The organism is Fusicatenibacter saccharivorans (genome assembly GCF_027667425.1).
In the GTDB taxonomy this organism is placed as follows: Bacteria; Bacillota; Clostridia; order Lachnospirales; family Lachnospiraceae; genus Fusicatenibacter; species Fusicatenibacter saccharivorans.
Genome location: NZ_JAQEGR010000002.1, coordinates 211,679 through 235,778, shown reverse-complemented (window position 1 = coordinate 235,778; position 24,100 = coordinate 211,679). Strand labels below are relative to the sequence as shown.

General features: G+C 48.6%; 18 protein-coding genes and 1 other annotated feature. Of the genes, 1 reads left to right on the top strand and 17 read right to left on the bottom strand.

Translation table 11 applies throughout. The features are described 5' to 3' along the window. Window positions 1-12 precede the first annotated feature (12 nt). The 13 genes from rpoB to PGS38_RS17745 all read right to left on the bottom strand — a co-directional run bounded on the left by rpoB (window position 13) and on the right by PGS38_RS17745 (window position 19,078). Window positions 13-3,852: a DNA-directed RNA polymerase subunit beta gene (gene rpoB, locus PGS38_RS03120; RefSeq protein ID WP_117510452.1), complete on the bottom strand. Its 3,840-nt coding sequence runs from the start codon at window positions 3,850-3,852 to the stop codon at window positions 13-15. 351 nt (window positions 3,853-4,203) lie between these two features. After that, window positions 4,204-5,754, bottom strand: a complete 1,551-nt coding sequence (locus PGS38_RS03115) for a carboxylesterase/lipase family protein (protein WP_117761434.1) — start codon at window positions 5,752-5,754, stop codon at window positions 4,204-4,206. A 165-nt stretch (window positions 5,755-5,919) separates the two neighbouring features. Then, a complete protein-coding gene (locus PGS38_RS03110; protein WP_158568555.1) occupies window positions 5,920-8,418 on the bottom strand; it encodes a GH39 family glycosyl hydrolase in 2,499 nt (832 codons plus the stop codon). A 100-nt stretch (window positions 8,419-8,518) separates the two neighbouring features. After that, window positions 8,519-9,913, bottom strand: a complete 1,395-nt coding sequence (locus PGS38_RS03105; protein ID WP_119197886.1) for an MFS transporter — start codon at window positions 9,911-9,913, stop codon at window positions 8,519-8,521. A 368-nt stretch (window positions 9,914-10,281) separates the two neighbouring features. Then, the gene (locus PGS38_RS03100) at window positions 10,282-11,124 is read right to left on the bottom strand and encodes a helix-turn-helix transcriptional regulator (protein WP_119197884.1); all 843 of its coding nucleotides are present in this window, start codon (window positions 11,122-11,124) and stop codon (window positions 10,282-10,284) included. Window positions 11,125-11,360: 236 nt separating this feature from the next. Next, window positions 11,361-13,034: an alpha-glucosidase gene (locus tag PGS38_RS03095; protein WP_119197883.1), complete on the bottom strand. Its 1,674-nt coding sequence runs from the start codon at window positions 13,032-13,034 to the stop codon at window positions 11,361-11,363. Window positions 13,035-13,183: 149 nt separating this feature from the next. Next, window positions 13,184-14,875 (bottom strand): CocE/NonD family hydrolase, encoded by a 1,692-nt coding sequence (locus tag PGS38_RS03090; protein ID WP_119197882.1) that lies wholly within the window; start codon window positions 14,873-14,875, stop codon window positions 13,184-13,186. A gap of 3 nt (window positions 14,876-14,878) precedes the next feature. Beyond that, complete coding sequence (locus PGS38_RS03085; protein WP_119197923.1) at window positions 14,879-15,178, bottom strand: AtuA-related protein; 300 nt, start codon at window positions 15,176-15,178, stop codon at window positions 14,879-14,881. A 133-nt stretch (window positions 15,179-15,311) separates the two neighbouring features. Then, window positions 15,312-16,664, bottom strand: coding sequence for an acyclic terpene utilization AtuA family protein (locus PGS38_RS03080; protein WP_119197881.1), 1,353 nt, complete (start codon window positions 16,662-16,664; stop codon window positions 15,312-15,314). Between the two features lie 190 nt (window positions 16,665-16,854). Beyond that, the gene (locus PGS38_RS03075) at window positions 16,855-17,337 is read right to left on the bottom strand and encodes a helix-turn-helix domain-containing protein (RefSeq protein ID WP_119197880.1); all 483 of its coding nucleotides are present in this window, start codon (window positions 17,335-17,337) and stop codon (window positions 16,855-16,857) included. Between the two features lie 92 nt (window positions 17,338-17,429). Continuing rightward, window positions 17,430-17,804 carry a 50S ribosomal protein L7/L12 gene (gene rplL, locus PGS38_RS03070; RefSeq protein ID WP_055266931.1) on the bottom strand — a complete coding sequence of 125 codons (375 nt, stop codon included), beginning with the start codon at window positions 17,802-17,804 and terminating at the stop codon, window positions 17,430-17,432. A 71-nt stretch (window positions 17,805-17,875) separates the two neighbouring features. Continuing rightward, complete coding sequence (gene rplJ / locus PGS38_RS03065) at window positions 17,876-18,385, bottom strand: 50S ribosomal protein L10 (protein ID WP_055227784.1); 510 nt, start codon at window positions 18,383-18,385, stop codon at window positions 17,876-17,878. Window positions 18,386-18,422: 37 nt separating this feature from the next. Continuing rightward, window positions 18,423-18,567 (bottom strand) — a sequence feature (ribosomal protein L10 leader region). 415 nt (window positions 18,568-18,982) lie between these two features. Next, window positions 18,983-19,078 carry a DUF5605 domain-containing protein gene (locus PGS38_RS17745; protein WP_158565852.1) on the bottom strand — a complete coding sequence of 32 codons (96 nt, stop codon included), beginning with the start codon at window positions 19,076-19,078 and terminating at the stop codon, window positions 18,983-18,985. Between PGS38_RS17745 and PGS38_RS03060 the strand changes: the two genes are divergently transcribed. Then, window positions 19,068-19,433: a hypothetical protein gene (locus PGS38_RS03060; protein ID WP_172704695.1), complete on the top strand. Its 366-nt coding sequence runs from the start codon at window positions 19,068-19,070 to the stop codon at window positions 19,431-19,433. The two genes, PGS38_RS17745 and PGS38_RS03060, sit on opposite strands and share 11 nt — an antisense overlap. Before the next feature lie 185 nt (window positions 19,434-19,618). Here the strand turns inward: PGS38_RS03060 and PGS38_RS03055 are convergent, their stop codons facing one another. From PGS38_RS03055 to PGS38_RS03040, 4 genes are all read right to left on the bottom strand, one after another. Further along, complete coding sequence (locus PGS38_RS03055; protein ID WP_270475902.1) at window positions 19,619-21,406, bottom strand: glycoside hydrolase family 2 protein; 1,788 nt, start codon at window positions 21,404-21,406, stop codon at window positions 19,619-19,621. A 195-nt stretch (window positions 21,407-21,601) separates the two neighbouring features. After that, window positions 21,602-21,814 carry a small, acid-soluble spore protein, alpha/beta type gene (locus PGS38_RS03050; protein WP_055220834.1) on the bottom strand — a complete coding sequence of 71 codons (213 nt, stop codon included), beginning with the start codon at window positions 21,812-21,814 and terminating at the stop codon, window positions 21,602-21,604. Between the two features lie 301 nt (window positions 21,815-22,115). Beyond that, complete coding sequence (locus tag PGS38_RS03045) at window positions 22,116-22,400, bottom strand: HPr family phosphocarrier protein (RefSeq protein ID WP_270475901.1); 285 nt, start codon at window positions 22,398-22,400, stop codon at window positions 22,116-22,118. A gap of 175 nt (window positions 22,401-22,575) precedes the next feature. Beyond that, complete coding sequence (locus PGS38_RS03040; RefSeq protein WP_117801313.1) at window positions 22,576-23,952, bottom strand: MATE family efflux transporter; 1,377 nt, start codon at window positions 23,950-23,952, stop codon at window positions 22,576-22,578. Window positions 23,953-24,100: the final 148 nt, after the last annotated feature.

The window sequence follows — 24,100 nt, the reverse complement described above, 5'->3', positions numbered from 1 at the left end:
AAGATCTACAAGTTACATGTCATCATCTGAACTTTCATCCAGATCAAGATAAGAGTCTTCTTCTTCATCCTCTTCCACATCTACCATTTCTTCTCCGTCAAATTCTTTCTTGGAGAATCCATAGTCACCAAATCTCTCGTCCTCTCTGTCAGAGTAACGGTCTCCCTCGATGATGTGGTTCAGGTTGGTATCACCGTAATCAACTGATTCCATAATTTTAACTTCGGTATTGTCATCACGCAGTACGCGGACATCGAGTGCCAGGGACTGCAGCTCTTTCAACAATACTTTGAAGGATTCCGGAATACCAGGCTCCGGAATATTGTCGCCCTTGATGATGGCTTCGTATGTCTTCACACGGCCAACCACATCGTCAGACTTCACAGTCAGGATCTCCTGCAGCGTGTAGGATGCACCGTACGCCTCAAGAGCCCAAACCTCCATCTCTCCGAAACGCTGTCCACCGAACTGAGCTTTACCACCCAGAGGCTGCTGTGTAACGAGGGAGTATGGGCCGGTAGAACGGGCATGAATCTTATCGTCTACCAGGTGATGCAGTTTCAGGTAATGCATGTGTCCGATTGTCGTTCTTCCATCGAACGGCTCACCGGTACGTCCGTCGCGGAGCTGTACCTTACCGTCTCTTGCGATATCAACACCCTTCCACAGTTCTCTGTGATCCAGATGCTCTTCCAGATACTGATATACTTCCGGAAGCAGAATATCTTTATATTTCTCGGAGAATGCATCCCATTCCATGTTTACATAATCGTTTGCCAGTTCCAGGGTATCCTGAATATCTTTCTCGTTTGCGCCGTCGAAAATCGGGGTGGATACGTTAAATCCAAGCGCTGCTGCTGCAAGGCTCAGGTGGATCTCCAGCACCTGTCCGATGTTCATACGGGACGGCACACCCAGAGGATTCAGCACGATGTCCAGCGGACGTCCGTTCGGCAGGAACGGCATATCCTCTACCGGAAGTACACGGGAAACGACACCCTTGTTTCCGTGACGACCAGCCATCTTATCGCCGACAGAGATTTTTCTCTTCTGTGCGATGTAGATGCGGACTGCCTGGTTTACTCCAGGAGAAAGTTCGTCGCCGTTTTCACGGGTAAATACTTTGGCGTCCACGATGATACCATACTCACCGTGCGGTACTTTCAGGGAAGTATCACGTACTTCTCTTGCTTTCTCGCCAAAGATGGCACGGAGCAGACGCTCCTCTGCGGTCAGCTCGGTTTCTCCCTTCGGAGTTACTTTTCCGACCAGAATATCACCGGCACGTACCTCTGCACCGATGCGGATGATTCCACGCTCGTCCAGGTCTTTTAAGGCTTCATCGCCGACGCCCGGAACGTCTTTTGTGATCTCTTCCGGTCCAAGCTTGGTGTCACGGGCCTCTGCCTCGTACTCCTCGATGTGGATGGAAGTGTAAACATCATCCTGTACCAGACGCTCGCTAAGAAGAACGGCGTCCTCGTAGTTATATCCTTCCCAGGTCATAAATCCGATCAGCGGGTTTTTACCAAGAGCAAGCTCGCCCTGGTAGGTAGACGGACCGTCTGCGATTACTTCGCCGGCCTCTACATGGTCACCTTTAAATACGATCGGTTTCTGGTTGTAGCAGTTGCTCTGGTTGCTTCGCATGAATTTGGTCAGATGGTAGACATCTTTTGTTCCGTCATCGTTGTTCATGCGGATCTCGTTGGAGCAGGAATAGGAAATGGTTCCTGCTTTTTTCGCAACAACGCAGACACCGGAGTCTACGGCTGCTTTTGCTTCGATACCGGTTCCTACAACAGGAGCATCGGTGATCATCAGCGGTACGGCCTGACGCTGCATGTTGGATCCCATCAGCGCACGGTTCGCATCGTCGTTCTGAAGGAACGGGATCAGCGCCGTAGCAACGGAGAATACCATCTTCGGAGACACGTCCATGTAATCAAACATGTGCGGCTCGTAGGACTGGGTCTCATCCAGATAACGTCCGGAAACGTTCTTGTTGAGGAAGTGTCCTTCTGCATCCAGCGGCTCATTTGCCTGTGCTACATGGTAATTATCCTCTTCATCTGCGGTCATGTAGACTACTTCGTCGGTAACACGCGGATTTTTCGGATCTGATTTGTCAATTCTTCTGTATGGAGCCTCAACGAAGCCATACTCGTTGATGCGCGCATACGATGCCAGAGAGTTGATCAGACCGATGTTCGGTCCCTCAGGAGTCTCGATCGGGCACATTCTTCCGTAATGGGAGTAGTGTACGTCTCGAACCTCGAATCCGGCACGGTCACGGGACAGACCGCCAGGTCCAAGGGCGGAAAGACGTCTCTTGTGCGTCAGCTCTCCAAGCGGGTTATTCTGATCCATGAACTGGGACAGCTGGGAAGATCCGAAGAACTCTTTGATTGCAGCTGTAACCGGTTTGATATTGATCAGGGACTGCGGAGAAATTCCGTCGATGTCCTGTGTTGTCATGCGCTCACGTACCACACGCTCCATACGGGACAGACCGATGCGGTACTGGTTCTGAAGCAGCTCACCTACGGCACGGATTCTACGGTTGCCCAGGTGGTCGATATCATCGGCATTTCCTGCGCCGTATTCCAGATGCATGTTGTAGTTGATGGAAGCGAAAATATCTTCCTTTGTGATATGTTTCGGAATCAGGTCGTGAATGTCACGTTTGATCGCCTGTTTGATCTCTTCGATATCGGTATTTTCCTCCAGGATCTTTTCCAGAACCGGATAGTATACTTTCTCGTTGATGCCAAGTTCTTCCTCGTCAACATCTACCCATGCTTTCAGATCTACCATTAAGTTGGAAAGAACTTTTACGTTTCTCTCCTCTGTCTGAATCCATACATACGGTACTGCTGCGTTCTGAATCTTGTCTGCGAGTTCCAGAGTAACGGTGGTGCCTTTTTCTGCAAGGATTTCACCGGTGGACGGATCTACAACATCCTCAGCGAGGATCTGGTTGCGGATACGGCTGCGCAGTGCAAGTTTCTTGTTGAATTTATAACGGCCTACCTTTGCCAGGTCATAGCGACGCGGGTCAAAGAACATGCTCATGATGAGGCTCTCTGCATTTTCTACTGCGAGAGGCTCGCCCGGACGAATTTTCTTGTACAGCTCGAGAAGACCTTCCTGATAGTTGGTGGAAGTATCTTTGGTGAAGCTTGCAAGAATCTTCGGCTCTTCACCGAACAGCTCTACGATCTCTGCATTGGAGCTTACTCCAAGTGCACGGATGAGGACTGTAATCGGAACTTTTCTGGTACGGTCTACGCGGACATAGAAGACGTCGTTGGAATCGGTCTCGTACTCCAGCCATGCTCCACGGTTCGGGATTACGGTACAGGAGAACAGTCTCTTTCCGAGCTTATCATGTGCGATGCCGTAATAAATACCAGGGGAACGTACCAGCTGGCTGACGATTACTCGCTCTGCACCATTGATAACGAATGTTCCTGTTGCTGTCATCAACGGCAGATCACCCATGAAAATTTCGTGCTCTGTGATCTCGTCTTTTTCCTTATTATATAATCTTACTTTTACCTTTAACGGTGCCGCATAAGTAGCGTCACGCTGTTTACACTCTTCGATTGAGTATTTTACGTCATCTTCACACAGTGTAAAGTCTACGAATTCAAGGCTCAGCCGTCCGCCGTAGTCGGAGATTGGTGAAATGTCATCAAAGACTTCCTTGAGTCCGCTTCTCAGGAACCAGTCATAGGAATCCTTCTGGACTTCAATCAAGTTGGGCATTTCCAATACTTCTTTTTGTCTCTGGTAACTCATTCGCATACTTTTTCCGGTAGGTATCGGACGTATTCTGTTTTTCTCCATTGACGTTGTCACCCCTTGTGTTATAATATATTTATTACCGCTCATGCCTGAACAAAAGGTTTTAGGCATATCTTGCCATAATAGTGCATTTTCTAGATTATCATGTTTTTTCAAGTGTGTCAACAAAACAGATTGTATTTTTTTCAGTACAATCCGTTTTTTACTGGTTTTTCTTCCGTGACCCTGTTAGAATAATACTTTAGATGTGATTGAAAGCACCGAATTTTCAGAAAAAACCGCCTGTTTGATTTTTTTATTTTTCAAATCAAACAGGCGGTTTTTTTTATTCTAATTTTTTAATATTTCAGAGCTCCATCCCGATTTCGCTTATGCCGCGTCGAATCGTTCTTTTTAATGCTGAATATTGTCAGCCATCATGTCCATAAAGCTCCATGGTTTCAGAACTTTGTTGATCTCTGCAAACACTTTATCATCGTAGTTGTGTTTTACTTCCGTTTTGCGGTCAAACACCATGGTATCCGCATCCTCTGCTTCTACTTCCGGCCAGTGCGGGAGTCCGGCATGATCCGGGGTGCCGTTCTTTGCGAAGGCGAGAAGTGCTCCGAAGATTTCGCTTTCCAGTTTATCGCTGACATCCGGGATGCCACAAATTTCTACGAGATCTGCGTTTCCGAAGAAATATGGGATATCGGAGCAGTGCCATGCCGGCTTGCCGTGCTGGAACGGGAATTCCAGAGCGAAGTTGTAGAGATATGCTTTGCCGCCGCCTTTTGCGAACAGTTTGGCAAGTTTTACGGTCGGCTCACGCATTGCACGGTCGATGGCAAGAACATCTACGCCGTTCTTCTCCGGATATGCTTCTTTGAAAGCGTCCAGAACCTTTTCGGCATTGTCTCCATAAACCTTTTTGAGGATTTCCAGAATCTCTTCCGCTGTCAGTTTGTTCTTATCATAAGCTGCCGGTGCAAACGTTGCGAACTCGCCGTATACGGTTCCGATCATCATCGGAATCTGATGTGCATGCTCACGGAAGCCTGCGTCGAATGGATTTCCATAGAAGTAATCGCCCTTTTTCGGGCCGCCGCCGATGTAGCCGCCACTCTGTGCAATCGCCGGAGCCACTTTTGCATATGCAGCAGCAAGCTGCGGATACGGTACAGTTTCCAGCTGAGCCACATCGTCAAAGCCGAGCGCTTTCATCATTGCCGTAATAATCTCCGTGCCGTCTTTCTCTCCTGCGCCGAGCGGATCGTCCTCCATAACACCGCTCATGACAAGGCCTTTCTGGAACAGGCCGTCTGCTGATGGAATCTGCATCAGGTCAATCACCTTCATTCCGCCGCCGGACTGGCCGAAAATGGTTACATTCTCCGGATCGCCGCCGAACAGGGCAATATTGTCATGTACCCACTGCAGGGCTGCCACCATATCGGCGTGGCCTGCGTTTGCGGAGTTTTTGTATTTTTCCCCAAACGGAGACAGATCCAGATATCCTAAAATATTCAGTCTGTGGTTGACAGAAACAAGAATCGAATCACCTTTCTTTGCGATGCTGACGCCGTCATACGCAACCTGCTCGATGGAAGATCCCGCTGCGTATCCACCGCCGTGGAACCATACGAGAACCGGTTTTTTGGCTTCCGGATCAAGTTTGTTTGTCCAGATATTTAAGGACTGGCAGTGCTCATCCTGCGGCCAGTAGCGGTGCGGAACCATAAGCTCGCCGTTCGGTGTATCTTGGTTCTGAAGCGGGCATACAAAGCCGTAGTTTGTCGCATCCTTCACGCCATCCCATTTGGACGGAACCGGCATCTGGAAACGGTCTGCGTATGCATACGGAATTCCTTTGTAAATGTAAACACCGTCATAAAAATAACCTTTTAAATCGCCGGATGTGGTATGCAGCACCGGCACGCCATCGTAATCAAATATTTTCCCCATTTTGAAATACCTCTTTTCTGTAGAATTTAGCATTTATGTTGTTTTCAGTATAAACAATATTTTCGTCCTTTTCTACTCGAATTGTCGCAAGATCTTCTTATATTGTTGCTTTTTTTCCACTCTTTCTCTGTATTCTCCCACCGCGAGTGCAATTTTTTGAAGATTTTACAGAATCTGCTCCACCTCAATCAGCGCCGTCTCGTGCGGCTCCAGGCGTTCCTGCACCGTGAGGCTGCCTTCCGGGTCGGTTTCCTGCTCCCAGACACGGTATTCCGGGTCCGCACTGTGGCACAGCATCGCGCGCTCCATCCGGTTCATCCGCTCCGGAGCTCCCATCCGCACCCACGCATCGTAGCTGCTGCCGTGCTCTTTTGTCACTTTATACAGCCGCAGGCAATATTTTCCCGGTTCCAGTCCGGTCAGTTTCACTGAAAAGGTCCGGATTTCCCCCATATTGAATACGCGGTAACGGTCCGTGCGGGAAATATTCACGGCATGGCGGTAGCGGTACAGCATATCGTAGTGAACATAGTTGTACAGGTAAATCTGGCTTTGGTTTTTCTCCGGCTCCGTGCTGATAAAATAGCCGTCCCCACGCTTCACCAGACGAGATCCCATTCTGCCGAGCAGCCGCAGCGCAGTGCAGACCGCCTTTGGAATGCCGTTCATCGTGAACAGCCCAAAACCTCCATGATACGTTTCCCGCGCCGGAAATACTTCATCCAAACGGTCATTGACCGAGAAATACGCAATTCCCTGCAGCGCCTCTTCATTTTCCAGAAGATTTTTAAACAGCCATGCCGCTTTATAACAGGTATCGTTGCACAGATCCCTCTGCCAGATGTTGCTGCTGCACTCATCCACCAGAACCGGCAGTGCACCAAGCCCAGCCTTCTGCAGCAGACCTTTTACCTTCTCCCCGCGGTTCCGCAGAAAATCCGGGTCGCGGCTCACAATCATATTGACGCTCTCGTTGTTCTGGATCAGATTCATTTTCTCCTCTTCCTCTCCATAGATCACCGTGCCAAACGAGCGGAATGCAAAAATTTCCGGCACACATTCCTTTTCCTTCATAGTTTCGATAAAGGCTTTGAGATGTTCCTCCGGTCCAAGACCAAAGGAAAGACATGTTACAAGATCCGGGCTCACACGTTTCATCTCCTCGTACGATGCTTTCCACGTCTCAAAGAACTCATCTCCTCCATCAATCGTGATCACGTCTCCGCTGATCCACGGGTTGAAAATCCAGCGCCGCATCTGGTTGATTCCATACCGTTCCCTTAGATGTTCCATCAGGTTTTTGATCAGCATGCGCCACTCAGCCAGATCTCGCGGAGAGCTGCTTAGCGCCGGACGCATCGTTCTTCCCGGGTCTGTTTTTGCCAGCAGCAACGGCATATGGCCGAATTCCAGCAACGGCTTCGCTCCCGTGGAAAGGATGAAATCGATCACCTCATCAATATAGTTCCAGCAGAACTGAATCTCGCCCCACATATTCCGCCGAAGTACGCACATATCATCATCAAGAATTCCTTTTACGCGGATCAGCTCATAGCCGAGCTCCTGCACCAGCTGTTCCAGCTCATCCTGCACCTCGCGGTTCAGCACACTTGCCGCATAGCCAGCATTGATCACGCGCTTCCAGTGGCCTGCCACTCTTGGTTTCCGTCCGTTTACTGCCGCTGTCACGGAAACGGCACTCTCATTTATCGTCTCAATCTCCTGCTCCGTGACCGCTGCATACTGCAGGAGACTCTGGAAAATATCATGGTCTCCCGCCGCCTCTTCCCGCTCTTTTCCTTTCTTTTCACGCTGTTTTACTGTATATTCCATCTGCTTCCGGTATTCGCTCGGTGTCATACCGCGGTATTTGCGGAATGCGCGGATCATCGCCGTCTCATTGACAAATCCATTGTGATAGGCAATCTCCGTCAGCGTTGCGCCGCTGTGCATTTCCTGTACGGCATGCGCCAGGCGCACCTGCGTCACGTACTCCCGAAATGATACACCGAAATACTGCGGAAAGCTCCGTGAAATATAGGCACGGCTCAGATAAAGATGATCCGCCAGATCCTCCAGCGTAATCTCTTCCCGGCAATGCTGCAGAATATAGTCTGATGCCCGCTGAATGCGTTCCCTTCCGCCCCGGCCCTGTTCCACCTTTTCCCCGGATGTAAAGTAAAAAAGCAGATCCTCCAGAAGCGCCGTCACACGGCTTTTCATATAGATCGGTTGTTCCTCATTATTCTTGTACATCTCAAGAAAGATCCGTGCCATATCCCGCCGGATCAAATCAAATTTTTCCTGCTGATCTTCCATATAAAAAAACGACTGACATTTGACTTCACATTTCAGCAGCTTAATGTGAAATGAATCAATCGTCTCCGCTGAAACGCAGAGCGACAGAGCAAGTCCGTCTTCGTCCAGATCCAGGTCACAGATCTGAAACCGGTTGATCGCAAAGATAGATCCCATCGGGAGATTGTGAACTTCCCCGTCCTCGTAGCTGACTCTTCCGCTCCCACGAAGCAGAAATAAAAGTTCAAAATCCGGATTCCACAGTTCCCGTTTCTTCTCCGGCCGGAGTAGCCGAAAACGAAATCCCGGCATTTCCTGTTTTGTTCCTTTCAGCATCATGTCTTCGTCTCTGTTGTCTCTTTCCATTTCACACCTCATGATAGATTTTTTTTGTTGTATTGTACCACAAAAAAGGTCCCGCAAAAAGATCTTCTCCTTTTGTGGGACCAATTTTTCGGTTTTTGTTTTAGTATTTTTCTTTTGCTGCCTCTCTTGCCTTCAGTTCTTCCATTACCTGCGGATAAATCTTGTCAAGTTTGTAAAATACATAGAAGAGAATCATAATTGCATAAAACGGAATCGGAACCCACAGATACAGGGTTTTGATTGCAGAAAGTGCACTTGCGGTCTGAGTTGCAGCAAGTCCGTCATAGCCTGCTGCTGAGATAATCCACAGTGCAACGGCGCTCGCAAGTCCGCTTCCCACTTTTGCGCCGAAGGTTGTGGTCGAATACAGCATACCTTCCACACGAGTTCCTGTTTTCCACTCGCCATACTCAATGGTATCGGCTACCATGGCGAAGATGGTTCCTGTCAGAGTTGCAGATCCGACACCTTTGATCAAAGAGCATACCAGAAGCCATGTTCCGTTGGTCGGATTGATAACCATCAGAATCTGTCCTGCAATGCTGAAGAATGTTCCAGCCAGAGCTACATTTCGTTTTCCGTATTTCAGACTGAGCGGTACACAGAACGGCATCAGAATCAACACCGGAATAATGGAAACAGATGAGATAAATCCTGCCATGTTCTCATTCATCAGGATATATTTTGCATAGTAGGTTCCAACCGCACCGCTGGCACCCATGCCAAGGCACATGGTAATCCAGATGCCGCAGAGCAGCAGCCACTGGCTGTTTTTGAAGATCAGTTTCAGAGACTGCACAAAGTTGACTCCTTCTTTCTGCTCGGAAGATACGGTAACACGCTCTTTGGTGTTTTTGAAGCAGACCAGGAACAGAATTGCTGCAACGACTGCGTAAATAGCAGATACGATAATCCAGCTCTTCTGGTGGCTGCTTCCGCCCATTTTGTTGACCAGTGGAAGGGTAGAAGCATTGATGATAAGGGAACCAAACTGTGCCATGAACATACGGAAAACGTTGATGACCGTTCTCTGTCCCTGATCACGGCTCATCAAGGATGTCAGTGCGCCGTAAGGAATGTTGATCATCGTGTAAAGGAAAGTGGTAACGAGGTTATATGTAATCGTTACGTAAATATACTTTCCGACGGTTCCGGTGTTTGGAACGAGAAATACAAGCACACATGCTACGGCAATCGGTATTGCCAGCCATAACAGCCATGGTCTTGCCTTTCCGTATTTCGTTTTGACGCGGTCCATGACATATCCCATGAGCATGTCGGTGACACCGTCTGCAAAACGGGAAAACATCATGATGCTTCCGATGATTGCTGCGTTTAATCCCAGTGCGTCGGTGTAGAAATACGCTACAAATGTGGATGTCAGCACGAGAATCAGGTTACTGGCCAGATCTCCGCATCCGTAGCTGATCTTTTCTTTCGTGCTGATTTTTTCGGTCAGGCTCTGCCTGGCTGAAGTTTGTTCTTTTGCTGCCATTGTTTTGTCCTCCCATACCTTTTTGAGGCTACGGATGAATCTCCTTCTCTCTTCCGCCCTCTTTGCGGCCGTACCATGCGCCTACGACCTTTGTTCTGTTTCTCAGTATAGGGATTTTTGGGGCAATTTTCTACTCACTTTCCACACGCTGTTTCTCATTTTCTTGTCTTTTTCTGTTTTATTATCATGTTTTCATATTTTTTAGTGCAATTATCGATGATGATTCAGGCAAATTATCTCTATACATGCAACCTCATGTACCTTCAAATGTTCCTGAACAGAAAGAACCTGTTCCTCTCCCACCGTTTCCCGCCAGACACGGTACTCCGGATCTGCACTGTGACATATCATTTCCTTCTCTTCCGATGTCATTGCCTCCGGCGCACCCATTGCCGCCCAGCAGTCATATGGGCTGCCCTGTTCGCGCGTAATCTTATAGCATTGGAAAATCCGTTATTGTACGCGATCTCCGTGAGCGTCGCATCTCCATGCATATCAAGAATTGCATGCGCCAGACGTACCTGCGTTATGTATTCCAGAAACGAAACACCAAAATACCGCGGGAAGCTCCGCGAAATATATGTCCGAATCAGATAAATATGGTCCGCCAAATCCTCTAGCGTGACTGCTTCTTTATAATGCTGCAGAATATAATCCGACGCCATCTGAATCCGTTCACGACCGCTCCTGGAATGTTTCACCCGTTCACCGGCAGCAAAATACCTCGAAAGATCCTCAAGAAGCGCCGTTATCCGACTGCGCGCATTAACAGGCTGCATCATATCGTTTTTGTATGCTTCCTGAAAAACCCGCGCCAGATCACTGCGGATTATATCAAACACTTCCTGTTGCTCCTCCGTGAACAAAAAGGATCTGCATTCAATCTCATATTTTAAAAACTCAATATGAACGGACGCAATCGCATCTGCACTCATTTTCAGCGACAGCAGAATCCCCTGCTCATTCAGATCAATCGAACAAATCTGAAATCCATTCACAACAAAAAGATCTTTCTCCCTAATCTGATACACAACACCATCTTCGTAGCTGACTCTTCCGTCACCTTTCAGCAGAAAGAGAAGCTCAAAATCCGCATTCCATAGTGATCTTTTTTCTTCTGCCCGATAGATCTGAAACCGAAATCCCGGCAGCGTCTCCTGACCCCCTTTCAGGAATTCTTCCAGACCTGTTTTTTTCTCCTGTTTTTTCATACTCTTTTCCTTTTGCTCTCCCACACATTTTAATTCTATTTTTACGTTTTCCAGGGAGTATGTCAAGGGGAGATTTTAATTCACTATCTGTGAAAAAACTGCGGTTCCGCAAAGCATATGCTCCCGCAGAACCGCAGTTTTTGTTTTATAGCAATCCCCGAAAATAATGCAAAAAATTCAGCTCTGCAGCACTGCCTTTTTTGCATTATTTTCGGGTCTTGCTATAGTTTTTGCAACTATTCCTTCACCTTCAGCACCAGACACTGATACGGCTGCAGACGGATCGTTCCCTCGCCCGCCTCGCAGGTGTCATAGTTATTCAGAAGTACTTCTTCGATTGTATCTGCAAATGGCAGTGCCATGCCATCTGCGAGAGAAGTGGTCAGAATCAGAATGTGATTCTTCTCATCCTTTCTACGGTACGCCAGAACGCCGCTTACTGTCTCGTATTCCGGAATCAGCGTTCCATAGAGGAAGGTTTCTTCCAGATCTTCACGTCGTCTTACTGCCACCATTTTGCGGTAGAACCACAGCAGGGAATCAGGATCTTTTTCCTCGGCCTCATAGTTCAGTTCCGTATAGTTTTTATTCACCGGGAACCACGGCGTACCTGTTGTGAATCCCGCTTCGGCAGATGCATCCCACTGCATCGGAGTTCTGCTGTGCTCGCGGCTCTCACGATTGATCTGCTCGAGCGCTTGCGCATCCGTTTTTCCTTCGGCAATCAGACGGTCATAAATAGCAAACGTCGGTTTGTCGACGAATCCATGAATGGACTGTTTCGGGTCGTCGCGCATGCCGATCTCCTGTCCCTGATACAGAAATACAATACCCGGCAGGAAGAAATTGGTGACCGGAAGCATTTTTTCACTGTAACGGTTCTGGTCTTCCGGCATCAGGAACCGGTCAATACTGCGCGGTTTGTCATGATTTTCGAGGAAGTTACAGAGCATACCGCGGCCATCCACGATTTTCTGCGCCGCAAAAAGCTGATCACGATAATCGTCAAACAATGCCACGGTATTGCCCCATTTCGGGTTGCGCACATTGTCGAAGGTGTGGCAGAAATCGAAAACAGACGAAAAACTGCCGTTTTCCCCAATCACATCCTCCACATCCTCCGGTGCCATGTGATCGTACTCTCCGATCGTCAGCGCATCGGTCGGCGCAAAGGTGCGCTCCTTCATTTCACGCAAAATGTCGGCAAGACCGTCTACATTGTTGAAATACTCGAACGCCATATTGTACTCGTCCGGTCCATCCGGCGGAAGGTTGGTGTACTGATAATTCTTTTTCAGATGGCTGATCGCATCAAGACGGAATCCGCCAAGTCCCAGATCCATCCAATTTAAAATCATCTCATAAATTTCTTCCCGAAGTTCCGGATTCTCCCAATTGAGATCCGGCTGCTCTTTCGTGAAAATGTGGAGATAATACAGGTTATCATATCCCGGTACTTTCTCCCATGCGCTGCCACCGAAAATCGACCGCCAGTTGTTCGGCTCTTTGCCGTCTTTTCCTTCCCGGAACACATAATACTTTCCGTATTTTCCAAACGGATCTTTGAGTGCCGCCCGGAACCATGCGTGCTGATCCGAGGAATGGTTCACGACAAGATCCATCAGGATGCGGATGCCATGTTTTTTTGCCTCTGCGATCAGTTCCTTCATGTCCTCCATCGTTCCAAACGACGGGTCAATGTCCATGTAATCGGAAATGTCGTATCCGTTGTCCACCATCGGGGATGCAAACACCGGACAGAGCCAGATGACATTGGCTCCCAGTTTTTCTATTTTGTCAAGATGACGGATCACACCTTTCAGATCTCCGATTCCATCTCCGTTGGTATCCTGAAAACTCTTCGGATAAATCTGATATCCGACTGTTTTATGCCACCACTTTTTCTCCATAGCTTTTCTCCTGTTCTTTTGATTTCATGACGCGGTCCGCTGGTTAGGTTTACCGCAAAACCTATAGTATTTTCACTATACCACAAAAGAATGGATTGTGCTACTTTTTTCTTTTTGATTTTCCCCTATGTCCGTCTTACCGTTACAGTTCACTGTTTTTTCATCAGTGGCAGAATCACACAGGATGCGTGCACTCCGCCCGTGTGGATCGTCTGATGTGCAATTTTATTCTCTGTTTTTTCCGACCACAGCCCTTTCTGATTGCTGTGAACATGATACTGTGGAAAATCGGAAGAAGAAACATCTACACGAATGCGGGAACCCTTTAGAATCGTGTATACAATATTCCACATAGTAATCTGTACCTCTGCCACGCTGCCCGGTTCATAGGTCCCGGCCTCTGTTTTTCCCTGCTCCAGCGTTGCAATCGAGGAACGGATGTTGTAAGCTTTTCCTTCCGGCGTTACCTCCATGATTTTCGCTGTGAATGCAGTATCCTCGCAGTCACTTTCCACGAACAGGCGGACGGAGGCTTTTCCGTTCAGCGTGAAAGTTTCTTCCAGCGGTTCTGATACAAAGCTCAGGACATCCTCACGATAGTCCGGTTCCGGCTGGAGATGGCTGCCGATCTGCGGCATCGTATGCAGAAGGGCTTCTCCTCCGATGCTCTCGACGGGAGTGGCCGGGTCAAACGTGTAGTTCCTCGTTTTTTCCTGTTCCGGCGTGTCTGTCCGCAGTGTTTTCTCATCCAGATACAACGTCATGCTTCCCGCAGTTCCTTTTTCTCCCAGTCCGTCGGACACGGTATCCATCCACCGGTCTGCGCCGATTTCATAGGCACGGATCCGCTGCGTCGGGATTTCTTTTTGTTTCAGCGTCAGCTCAAACCATTCCAGCATCTTCGGAATTTCTTCATTCTGCGGGTGCATCACCTCTTTGCCCTCGAGGCAGATCTGGAAAAAGTGGTTCCAGGCGCCGATTTCGAGCCAGCTGTGCTGTTTTGTCTCCTCGTTCAGCCGCTCCCACGTTTTCATACTGCTGCCGTGGTGATGATCGTACCAACCGCTTAAAAGATAAATCGGAACCTTCGTTTTTGATGGAATTTCCCGCAACTGTTTCCACCAGCCCGTCTGCCAGAGCGCCGCATCCGGGTTCGGGCTTGTGATGTATTCGCGGTAGGACGGAACACGCTGTCCCCACAGCGCCTCGTCCACTTCAATCTGCGGCAGATAACGGCAGCTTTCGCGATAGTCAGCATTCACTGGTTTTTCCGCATTTTCCATCGACCAGGCGGTTAAGATATCGTGGCGGAAGCAGCCCTTCTCGTAGGCTGATGTAAAACGATCCGTTCCATAGTCCTCCAGAAACATTGCGGCAACTTTCCCCTCCGCAGCATCGGCGAAAGCCCAGCCGGTCATACTTGTGTAGGAATGGCCCCAGTAGCCCAAAATCTCGCACCATGGCTGTTCTACAAGGTAGTTCATGGTGTCAATGCCATCCTTCCGCTCATTGATGTTCGGTTCCCATTTTCCTTCTGAATTCTCCCGGCCGCGGCAGTACTGGTACACATATACGTAGCCTCTGCGTGCCAGTCCTTCTCCGTAGGCACGGTGAATGCGGTCATTGCCCGGATAGCAGGTACGGGTCAGAATGACAGGATATGTTTTTTCTTCTGCCGTGTCTTCTTTTGGAAAATAATAGATCGTGTGAAGCTTCACGCCGTCACGCATCTCGATCTGGTTTTCTTTTCTTTCAAATGCTGCACAGTTTTCGGAAACGCCGCTTTTTTCAAACTGTGCTTCTACGCGTTTTACCGCAGCCGTCATAAAATCTTCTGCCATTGCCTACACCTCCATCTCCAGCAGTGCCATACCGAGTGTCTTTCCATGTTTGTCCAGTGCCAGCGATCTTGTGACACCGCCACCTAACGTTTTGTCAAGCACAAAATTCAGCGCATGGATGCCGTCCAGTTCGTAGCGGGTTACCTTACCGTGACAGATTTCATGAAAATATTCTGCCACGCGCGCTTCTGTTACTTTTTCTTTCAGCATTTCATAATCATTTTCATCATACGGGATCACCGAAATATTGGAGATCTCTCCTTTGTCACCTGTTCTCGCATGTGCAATTTCTTTTAATTTCATACTGTTTCCTTTCCTGCCCTTCGTTACTCTCTGCTGATTGCGGAAAATGGTTTTCCAGACACGTTCCGGCAATCTCTTCGTTTTATAACAATCCCAGCTCTTCTGCTGCTGACCGTAATATCAGAGGCATCGATCAAACTTCAAAATACCGAATCTTCTGTGTTACGTCATCACGCGGTACAAAAATCGAGCAGACCGAGACAACCTCGGACACCCGTTTCACCGCTCCGCCGCCTCCTGCGGGGCCGTTGGTGTAGAGAGCCTCCACCTCATTTGCCAGCAGAACAGCATTTTTCCGGTCTTTCGTTCTGCCTGCGGCGCGGAGACGCACTTCACACGGAGTTCCGCTGCTGATCTCTTTGGAAATCGCGTCGCGGTACAGGGAATTGCAGCCAATGAAATCGGTGCGGTACTCCTCCAGCTCGATGCCGGTCAGCGCAATCCGTTTTTCGAGAATCTCCGCCGCCAGCTCGGCGCGTGCCATACAGTTGCTTCCGCCGTAGGAAATTTCACACTCACCGATGAAGCAGTCCTTGTAGCCGACGCTAACCTTCAAAGTTTCCGGTCTTCCATGCGTTGTCGCATGCTCGGCACGAACCTGATTTTCCCCGATCTGACGGAACGTCACCTGCGAAAAGTCTGCCGTCGCATCCGGGGTCAGATAAGCCTTTGGGTTGTGGATTTCGTAGATCATCTGCTCTTTACAGGTATCCACGCTCACCAGTCCGCCACTTCCCTCAACCTTTGTCACGGTAAATGCGCCTGTCTCGTCGATCTCAATGAGCGGGAATCCGAGTTTCCACAGCTCCGGCACATCCTTGTAACCGGGGTCAGCGAAATAGCCACCCGTCACCTGTCCCGCGCACTCCAGCAGATGGCCTGCCAGAACCGCCTGTCCCATCTGATCCGGGTTGTCGGTAATGTTCCATCCGAACTCATGCACCAGCGGTCCGATCGTCAGCGCCGGGTCGGAAACACGGCCGGTGATGACAAGATCAGCGCCTTCCTCCAGCGCTTTCGTGATGCCCTCCGCACCCATGTAGACATTCGCGGAAATCAGAACATCTTTTTTCTCTTTTAACAGCGTGCCGTCCTCCAGCACTGTTTCATTTTCATACTTATCCAGTTCGTCTGTAATATCATCGCCGGTCACACAGGCAATTTTCAATCCACCGACACCCAGTTTTCTGGCAATTTCACACGTCCGTTCTGCAGCAGATACCGGGTTTGCAGCTCCCATATTGGTAATGACTTTTACTTTGTTTTTCGCCATCAGCGGAAGAATTTTTTCCATTCGGTAGTCGAGCAGCTGGTTGTAACCCTTCGACGGATCTTTCTCTTTGTCCTGCTGTCCGATCGCAACGGTACGCTCCGCCAGACACTCGAAAATAATGTAGTCCAGGTCTCCTTTTTCCATCAGCTCCACTGCCGGCTCAATGCGGTCTCCTGCGTAGCCCGCGCCGCTTCCGATTCTGATTTTTTTCATATCCAATGGCCTCTCTTTCTTTGATCTGAGGTCATTGTAACGCAGAGCCATGGCAGGTACCACAAAAGGGAACCGAATTTCTAAAATTTTAGAAATTTGGTTCCCTTTTTATATCAACCGCTTTTCAGCCGGGTCGGAAAACATTATAGAAAGATCCAACGCAATAGAATTTCCGGCTTTCCGCTATTTTTTATTCTTTCATTTTATTGTATAACGTTGCCAGCGAAATTCCGAGTTCCTTTGCTGCTTTTCGCTTACCCTCCATATCCTGTCCATACAGCAACAGCGTATTTTGGATCTCCTGCCGTTCGAACCGCCGCACCCGCTCTTCCAGCGTCATGTGGGCTTTCGTCTCGCGCTGCTCAAACTGCACGAGACTCGTCACGATCGAGATGCTCCCGCGGATATGGTTCTCCTCCCAGATTGGATAAACACTTGCAAAATATTCCTGCGCCCCTTCTCTCCGCACCATTCCCTCGACCGGAATGCCGCTCTCAATGACCTCCGGAGCGATGGCAGATTTGCGGTACTCCGTAATTTTATGACCTTTCGCGGTTTCGAGCGGAACACCGATGAAATCGCCGTAGACCTGATTGAAAAACACAATCCGGCTATGCTGGTCGCAGATCAGGATGCCCTGCTGTAAGGATTCCAGAACGGAATGTACCTGCATTTTTCATCTCTCCCATTTTCATCATTTACGCAAAAGAAAACGCACGGCAGGAAATCCCGCCGTGCGTCCAAAGATTCTGATTTACGCTTAAATTATTTAAGAGTAACTTTAGCGCCTTCAGCCTCAAGTTTAGTTTTGAGCTCTTCAGCTTCTGCTTTGGAAGCAGCCTCTTTGAGGACTTTCGGAGCACCGTCAACTACTTCTTTAGCTTCTTTCAGGCCAAGTCCTGTAGCTTCACGTACAACTTTGATAACTTTAACTTTGTTCGGGCCAACCTCTGTCAGCTCTACGTCGAACTCGTCTTTCTCCTCAGCTGCTGCTGCATCGCCTGCTGCTGCTGCAACTACAACGCCTGCTGCTGCGGATACGCCGAACTCTTCCTCACATGCTTTTACAAGATCGTTTAACTCTAATACAGATAACTCTTTGATAGCGTCAATAAACTCTGCGGTTGTTAACTTTGCCATTTTATTTTCCTCCTTGGATATTTTCTGAATAATGTTCTCAGGCTGCGTATTTCACGCTGCCCGCTTGAGGCTTAGGCCTCTGCTGCGCCACCTTTGGACTCTGCGATCTGGTTGAGGACGCGAGCCAGGTTTGCGATCGGGGACTGGATGCTTCCAAGCAGTTTGCCAAGAAGTTCTTCTCTTGACGGAACGTTTGCCAGTGCTTCCATTCCAGCTTTGTCGTAGTAGTTTCCTTCTACAACACCAGAAACCATCTCCAGCTTCGGAGCGGTTTTTGCAAATTTAGCGATGATTCTTGCCGGAGCTGTTGCATCGTCCTTGCTGATTGCGATAGCGTTTGTGCCATCCAGGTCTTTGGTAAGAGACTCGAAAGCAGTACCAGCGAATGCACGTTTCATCATTGTATTTTTGTATACTTTGTAATGAACGCCTGCTTCTCTTAACTCTTTACGCAGCTGAGTATCCTGAGCAACGGTTAATCCGCTGTAGTTTACCAGCAGCACGCACTGTGCGCCTTCTACCTGTGCGCTGATCTCTTCCAGGACCGGCTTCTTCAGATCGATTTTTGCATTGATTGCCATGATTGCACCTCCTTGTAGTATTTCGTACCTACGCTTTGGAAGTATAAAAAAAGCTCTTCGCGAAGATTGGCGAAGAGATCTCAAAATTCCATAACATGAACCTTGTGTAACTTCTCCTCGGCAGGCGTTTGAAACTTACGCCTTGCGGCACCTGCTGTCTTCGGCGTGATACAGGTGGTATGATATCATATGTGAGGAGGGTTGTCAAGATCAAAATAGACTTTTTTCATATTTGTGCAACTTCATCAAAATATGCGTTCTATTTTTTCAAATCGTTTCTTCCTATACCATGTTATACTTACGTTGTTGTCGCCTCCCAAACTGGCAACAGGAAGGGGGTGAGCGCATGTCTATACTTATTTCTCTTATCGTTTCCGTTGTAGCAGGTGTAATCAGCTACTATATCTGCAAGTGGCTAGACGGAAAACATGGTGACAATTAGCCCAGGCGGATGCCCTTCCGTAAAATAGGGAAGAACCCCCAGCAGTTGCCGCTGCTGGGGGTTCGCTTTGTGAACACATGTCACTTATTTCTCTTATCAGCTACATATACTATATCATATGCAGAACCGAATTTCAAGATTCCTCTCCCACATTTTTATTTCACTTTCACCAGTCGCACAGCCATATACGGTCTTGACGGCATGTCGATCGTAAATTCTCCGCTGTGGCGGCCTGCCGGGGTGATGGTCATGTTCCAGGTGTCGATGATTTCCGATGAAGATATTCTGAAGCTCAAAGATCTGCCGATCTGGTTTACACACGCAAAAACCGACCCGGTTGTCGTTCCGGATGACTTTGTCGTTCCGACCTATGAGCGTCTGGCAAAGGTCAATCCGAATGCACACTTCACCTACTGGGACAAGGTACTCGATCACACCGGAACACAGAAAAATGCAGACGGCACCCCATTCGAATACATCGGCCACTGGTCCTGGATCCCGATGCTGAACGATGAGTGTGTCCTCGATTATGACGGCAAACCGGTTATGACGGACGGAAAAGAGACTCCGATTCTGGAGTGGATGGCCGCACAGAAAAAAGCATAACACAGCACTTGCCGGATTCTCCGCCTACGGCGGATTGTTGCAGTGAAAAAAACAGATGGTATGAAATCGGACTTCAAAGCTGATTTCATACCATCTGTTTTTGTCTGTTCTTGTCTTTTTTTCTCTGTTCCGTTTGATATCATCAACCGTGCAAGTCGGCTGATCTTTTTGAAAAGCTCTTGCCCCTACTGTTCTTTTCTTTTCAGCTCTTCATAAAATTTCTGCAACACATAAAATGCCGGTTTGCGGTACTTTTTGTCCTCAGAGAGCAGCCCCTTCCGGTTATAATATTTCTGGATCAGGCTTGTTCTGCGCGGGCAGCGGAAATCGTAGAGAATCCAGGGGGTCATGCCCTTGATGTAGTCAATGTTCCGCAGCGTTGCAATCTGTTTTTCGTACACATCCGCCTGGCACTCCTCGGTTCCTTTGTCCGAGATGGTTCCATGGTGATGCGGCAGCGCGTCTGCGCCGAACTCCGTTACGATAACCGGCTTGTCCGGCTGGCTGTTTTCCATCAGTGCCGGCAGCATCGCAAAATCCGGGGTGTACCAGCCGCAGTACTCGTTGATGCCGATGATGTCAAGGTATTCCATCAGACGGTCCTCAATCTTATTTTTCGCAGCATTAACCAGGCAGGCCGCAGACACCATTCGCGTCTCATCTTCCCGATGCGCGCATTCTGCCAGTGCGCTCATGAATTTCAGCCGTTCATCCGTATCGGCATTCTCATTTCCGACAGACCAGATGATCACGCTCGCGCGGTTCCAGTCACGGTTGATGAGTTCGCGGAGCTGATTCTGGGCATCCTCATATGTTTTTTCACGTTCAAAACGAATTGCCCAGTAAACCGGAATTTCCTCCCACAAAAGAAGCCCAAGCTCGTCGGCGAGTTTTGCCATTTCTTCGTTATGCGGGTAATGTGCAAGGCGCATGAAGTTGCATCCCAGTTCTTTCGCAATGCGGATATTTTCGATCCGTTCCTCTCTTGTCAGGCCTTTTCCGTTTTCCACGCTGTCTTCGTGGCAACTGATACCACGCAGGAAAACGGGCTCTCCGTTCAGCAGAATGTCTCTGCCGTTCACGCGAATTTCACGAAAGCCGACCCGGTCGCTGACGGTATCGGTTCCACAGGTTACTTTTACATCATACAGCTTCGGTTTTTCCGGTGTCCAAAGCTCCGGTTTTGCATCAAAAACAACTTCTCCGGCTCCGTTTTCCAGCTGGATTTTCCGGCTCACGCCAAGCTCCTCGATGACAAGCTCTGCCTTGGCTGTGATTTTTTCCGACAGTGTCACTTTCGCCATAACATGTCCAAATGTTCCGTCCGGCACAAGCGCAATTTTAAAAGTTTTGATATGGCATTTCGGAACACGGATCAGTGCGATATCGCGGTATACGCCGCAGTAGTTGAACCAGTCGGTATTCTCGGTCGGCACCTGCTCCGGCCGTCTCGTTCCGTCAACAGCAAGCACGATGCGGTTCTCCGCTTTCAGGTATTCTGTGATATTCCAGAACGCCGGTGTCGATCCGCCGCGATGCATACCGACGTATTTTCCGTTTAAGAAAACGCGGCACAGATAATTGGCTGCGCCCACCTTCAGAAAGACTGTTTCCTCTCTTTCTGCGATATAGGAAAATTTTCTCGTAAAGACCATGCTTCCCTCATACAGGAGATACATCGGATCGATGGTATTCCAGCTGCACGGAAGCTGCATCACCGGCCACTCGTCAAAGGAATAGTCGATTGGCACAGTGAAGCCTTTTTCGTCGCGGTATCTCTCTTTGTACCATTTCTGGCGCAGACAGGTATCGTACTGATCGACTGCATAATGCCAGCCGCCGTTCAGCAGCTCCTCTCTTCTTCCCCCTTCAAATATCATCGTGTCCACTGTGGCAAATCCCATTTCGTACTGTTCGGTATAATCCTCGAGATGGATATCCGACATATACTTTTTCTCTTTTTTTGCTTCCATAAACTTTTCCCTCACTTCTCCAAACGATCCGAAACACGCTCTGCGAGTTTCTCAGGGTATCGCGGCAGTCGCCGGGTCTCGTGCAGACACGGACTTTGGCGCGGCACCACCCATTCCTTGTTTTTATTATAACGCTTTCACAGGAAAAATCTATGGTCAAAACTGTTGAGGATATTGCAAAAATTGCGGTACCGCTTATTTTTCTTCGTTTTCGTTCTTTCCTTCCGCCGCCATCTGCCGCTTCCTCCGTGTCACAAGGCCACCGATCCGTCCCGTTTCTTTTGCCGTGAGTGATCGCCAGCCGTCATTCAGCACGCGTTCTAAAAGCCCCAGCTCACCTGCGATTTCGTATTTCATTTTCTCCTTCTCCGTCATATGTTCCAGATCAATTTTCTTCTGCCTTGCCATTTTTTCTACACTCCTTTTCTCTGCATTTTTGCTTTATCCAGAGTGTAGACACTTTTTTCCGGCCTTATACCTCCTGTTGTCAAACGGATATTCGCAATCCGCTTCGCTGCTTGCTCATAGCCGAAGAGCTGCTTCGCAGCTTATCTTTTCATCCCTGCTTTCGAAATCCCCCCCGAAGGCAGGAATCTTTTATCTGCCGCCACACAAAAACCTCGCTTTTTGAAATACGGTCCGGTTTCCCATTCCGTTTTTTCAAAAAGCGAGGTCCTTTTCTTTATTTCTATTCTATGTTCCTATCTCCTCACTCCGGCGTCTCTCCGAGCCCGCTTTTAATTGCGGCAATGGCCGCCCGAAGTGCTTCCTCTTCATCCTCTCCTCTGCTGCAGATCTCAATAGTGTCTCCCTGCCTGATTCCTGCGGCAACGATACTCAAAATACTCTTTAAATTAACCGTTCCCTGCATCCCGTTGTTTTCATAGGTAAACGACATGGAAGATTTGTACCGGCTTACACTGTTTGACAAATTTACCGCGTTTAAAAGATGCAGACCTGACGGATTGACAATCGTTACTTTTTCACTTACCATCTTACGTTCCACCTGTCTTTCCTTTGTAATCCGCTCATTTTTCTTTGAAAAATGGCTACTTACTCATTTTTTGCCGTGTCCCGAGTTCAAAAATTCTCCTGCATCGGTTTTTTGACCTTTTGACACTGATATTTTCATGATAGCACAGTTTTGTTAATACAGTTTGAACATTCTGTTAGATACTCCTCAATTCTTTCCTCTTACTCAGCTGACTGAAGAACAGGTAATAAATAAAGTATGCAATCGTTGTGATTACCCACGACAGCGGATAGCAGAAGGCAGCTCCTTTTAAGGAGTGGAAATGCGGCAGAACCGCCGTCATCCACACGATACGTACTCCACAGATTCCTATTCCGGTGATAAACATCGGAATCCATGCATCTCCGACACCACGGAGTGCACCGGAAAGGATTTCGATGGAAATGTAGGTAAAGAAGGTCGGAACCAGGAAATGGATCAGTCCGTGACAGATTTCACGCACCGCCGTATCTGTGGTAAACAGAGAAATCAGTGTATCACCGATAAGCCACATAAACACAACCATCAGACCCGTCATCAGGAATGCCATGATCATGCTGGTGCGCACACCGCGGTGTACACGATCCATCTTTTTCGCACCGTAGTTCTGACCGACAAATGTTGTCGCCGCAATACCGAGCGCATTGATCATCATCCAGAAAAGACCGTCCACCTTTCCGTAAGCCGCCCACGCAGCCACATTGTTGGTTCCCAGCGAATTGACAGCAGACTGAATGATCACGTTCGATACCGAGTACAGAATTGACTGTACGCCTGCCGGAAAACCAATGCGGACAATTCGTTTCAGCATAATCCAGTCAATGCTGATTTTCCGCAGATGAAGCCGGTAAATGTCTCTGGTCCGCATCAGAGAGCCCATAACAAGAACCGCACTGATGATCTGAGACAGAATGGTCGCAAGCGCCGCGCCCATAACACCCATCTGCAAACCGACAACAAATAAAAAGTCAAGCGCGATATTGGTCATACAGCAGATGATCAGATACAGCAGCGGACGTTTCGAATCGCCGACCGCACGCAGAATACCGGAACCCATGTTGTAAATCAGGTTTCCGATGGTTCCAAGGAAATAAACACGCATATAAATCAGCGCATGATTTACAACATCATCCGGCGTGTTCATCAGATCGAGCATCCATCTCGAACAGCCAATGCCGACTACTGTCAGCACAATACCTCCGAGAATGGAAAAGGCAATGGACGTGTGCACTGCCCACTGCACCTTGTCCTCTTTATTGGCTCCGTAATGCTGTGAAATAACAACCGTCGCACCACTCGAAAGGCCGACGAAAAATCCGACCAGCAGATTGATCAGCGTACCTGTCGTTCCGCCGACCGCCGCAAGTGCCTGTTTTCCAAGAAAGTGTCCGACAATCATGGCATCCGCCGTGTTGTAGAGCTGTTGGAAAAACGTTCCGAACAGAATCGGCAGGAAAAAGATCAGAATCTGCTGCCAGATAACACCTTCCGTAATCTGATTTACCTTTACTACTTCTTTCTTCTCTTTGTTCATACCCAAATACCTTCTAAAACTGCCGCCGGATCTCATGGCTGATTCCGACGGCAGTCCCCCTTTAAAATTTTCTTCTGCTCCTCTGCAGATACTCTTCTTCTGTTTTATATTTTCAGCTGCTTCATCCCTCTTGGCAAGCGGATATTTG

Excerpts from the sequence above, each read along its gene's own strand:
- PGS38_RS03040 (WP_117801313.1), bottom strand. The coding sequence starts at position 23,952 with ATGAACAAAGAGAAGAAAGAAGTAGTAAAGGTAAATCAGATTACGGAA.
- PGS38_RS03085 (WP_119197923.1), bottom strand. The coding sequence starts at position 15,178 with ATGAAATTAAAAGAAATTGCACATGCGAGAACAGGTGACAAAGGAGAG.
- PGS38_RS03105 (WP_119197886.1), bottom strand. The coding sequence starts at position 9,913 with ATGGCAGCAAAAGAACAAACTTCAGCCAGGCAGAGCCTGACCGAAAAA.
- PGS38_RS17745 (WP_158565852.1), bottom strand. The coding sequence starts at position 19,078 with ATGACCATCACCCCGGCAGGCCGCCACAGCGGAGAATTTACGATCGAC.
- PGS38_RS03115 (WP_117761434.1), bottom strand. The coding sequence starts at position 5,754 with ATGGGGAAAATATTTGATTACGATGGCGTGCCGGTGCTGCATACCACA.
- PGS38_RS03080 (WP_119197881.1), bottom strand. The coding sequence starts at position 16,664 with ATGAAAAAAATCAGAATCGGAAGCGGCGCGGGCTACGCAGGAGACCGC.
- PGS38_RS03075 (WP_119197880.1), bottom strand. The coding sequence starts at position 17,337 with ATGCAGGTACATTCCGTTCTGGAATCCTTACAGCAGGGCATCCTGATC.
- PGS38_RS03095 (WP_119197883.1), bottom strand. The coding sequence starts at position 13,034 with ATGGAGAAAAAGTGGTGGCATAAAACAGTCGGATATCAGATTTATCCG.
- PGS38_RS03050 (WP_055220834.1), bottom strand. The coding sequence starts at position 21,814 with ATGGCAAGGCAGAAGAAAATTGATCTGGAACATATGACGGAGAAGGAG.
- rplL (WP_055266931.1), bottom strand. The coding sequence starts at position 17,804 with ATGGCAAAGTTAACAACCGCAGAGTTTATTGACGCTATCAAAGAGTTA.
- PGS38_RS03110 (WP_158568555.1), bottom strand. The coding sequence starts at position 8,418 with ATGGAAAGAGACAACAGAGACGAAGACATGATGCTGAAAGGAACAAAA.
- PGS38_RS03045 (WP_270475901.1), bottom strand. The coding sequence starts at position 22,400 with ATGGTAAGTGAAAAAGTAACGATTGTCAATCCGTCAGGTCTGCATCTT.
- PGS38_RS03100 (WP_119197884.1), bottom strand. The coding sequence starts at position 11,124 with ATGAAAAAACAGGAGAAAAAAACAGGTCTGGAAGAATTCCTGAAAGGG.
- rplJ (WP_055227784.1), bottom strand. The coding sequence starts at position 18,385 with ATGGCAATCAATGCAAAAATCGATCTGAAGAAGCCGGTCCTGGAAGAG.
- rpoB (WP_117510452.1), bottom strand. The coding sequence starts at position 3,852 with ATGGAGAAAAACAGAATACGTCCGATACCTACCGGAAAAAGTATGCGA.
- PGS38_RS03055 (WP_270475902.1), bottom strand. The coding sequence starts at position 21,406 with ATGGAAGCAAAAAAAGAGAAAAAGTATATGTCGGATATCCATCTCGAG.
- PGS38_RS03090 (WP_119197882.1), bottom strand. The coding sequence starts at position 14,875 with ATGGCAGAAGATTTTATGACGGCTGCGGTAAAACGCGTAGAAGCACAG.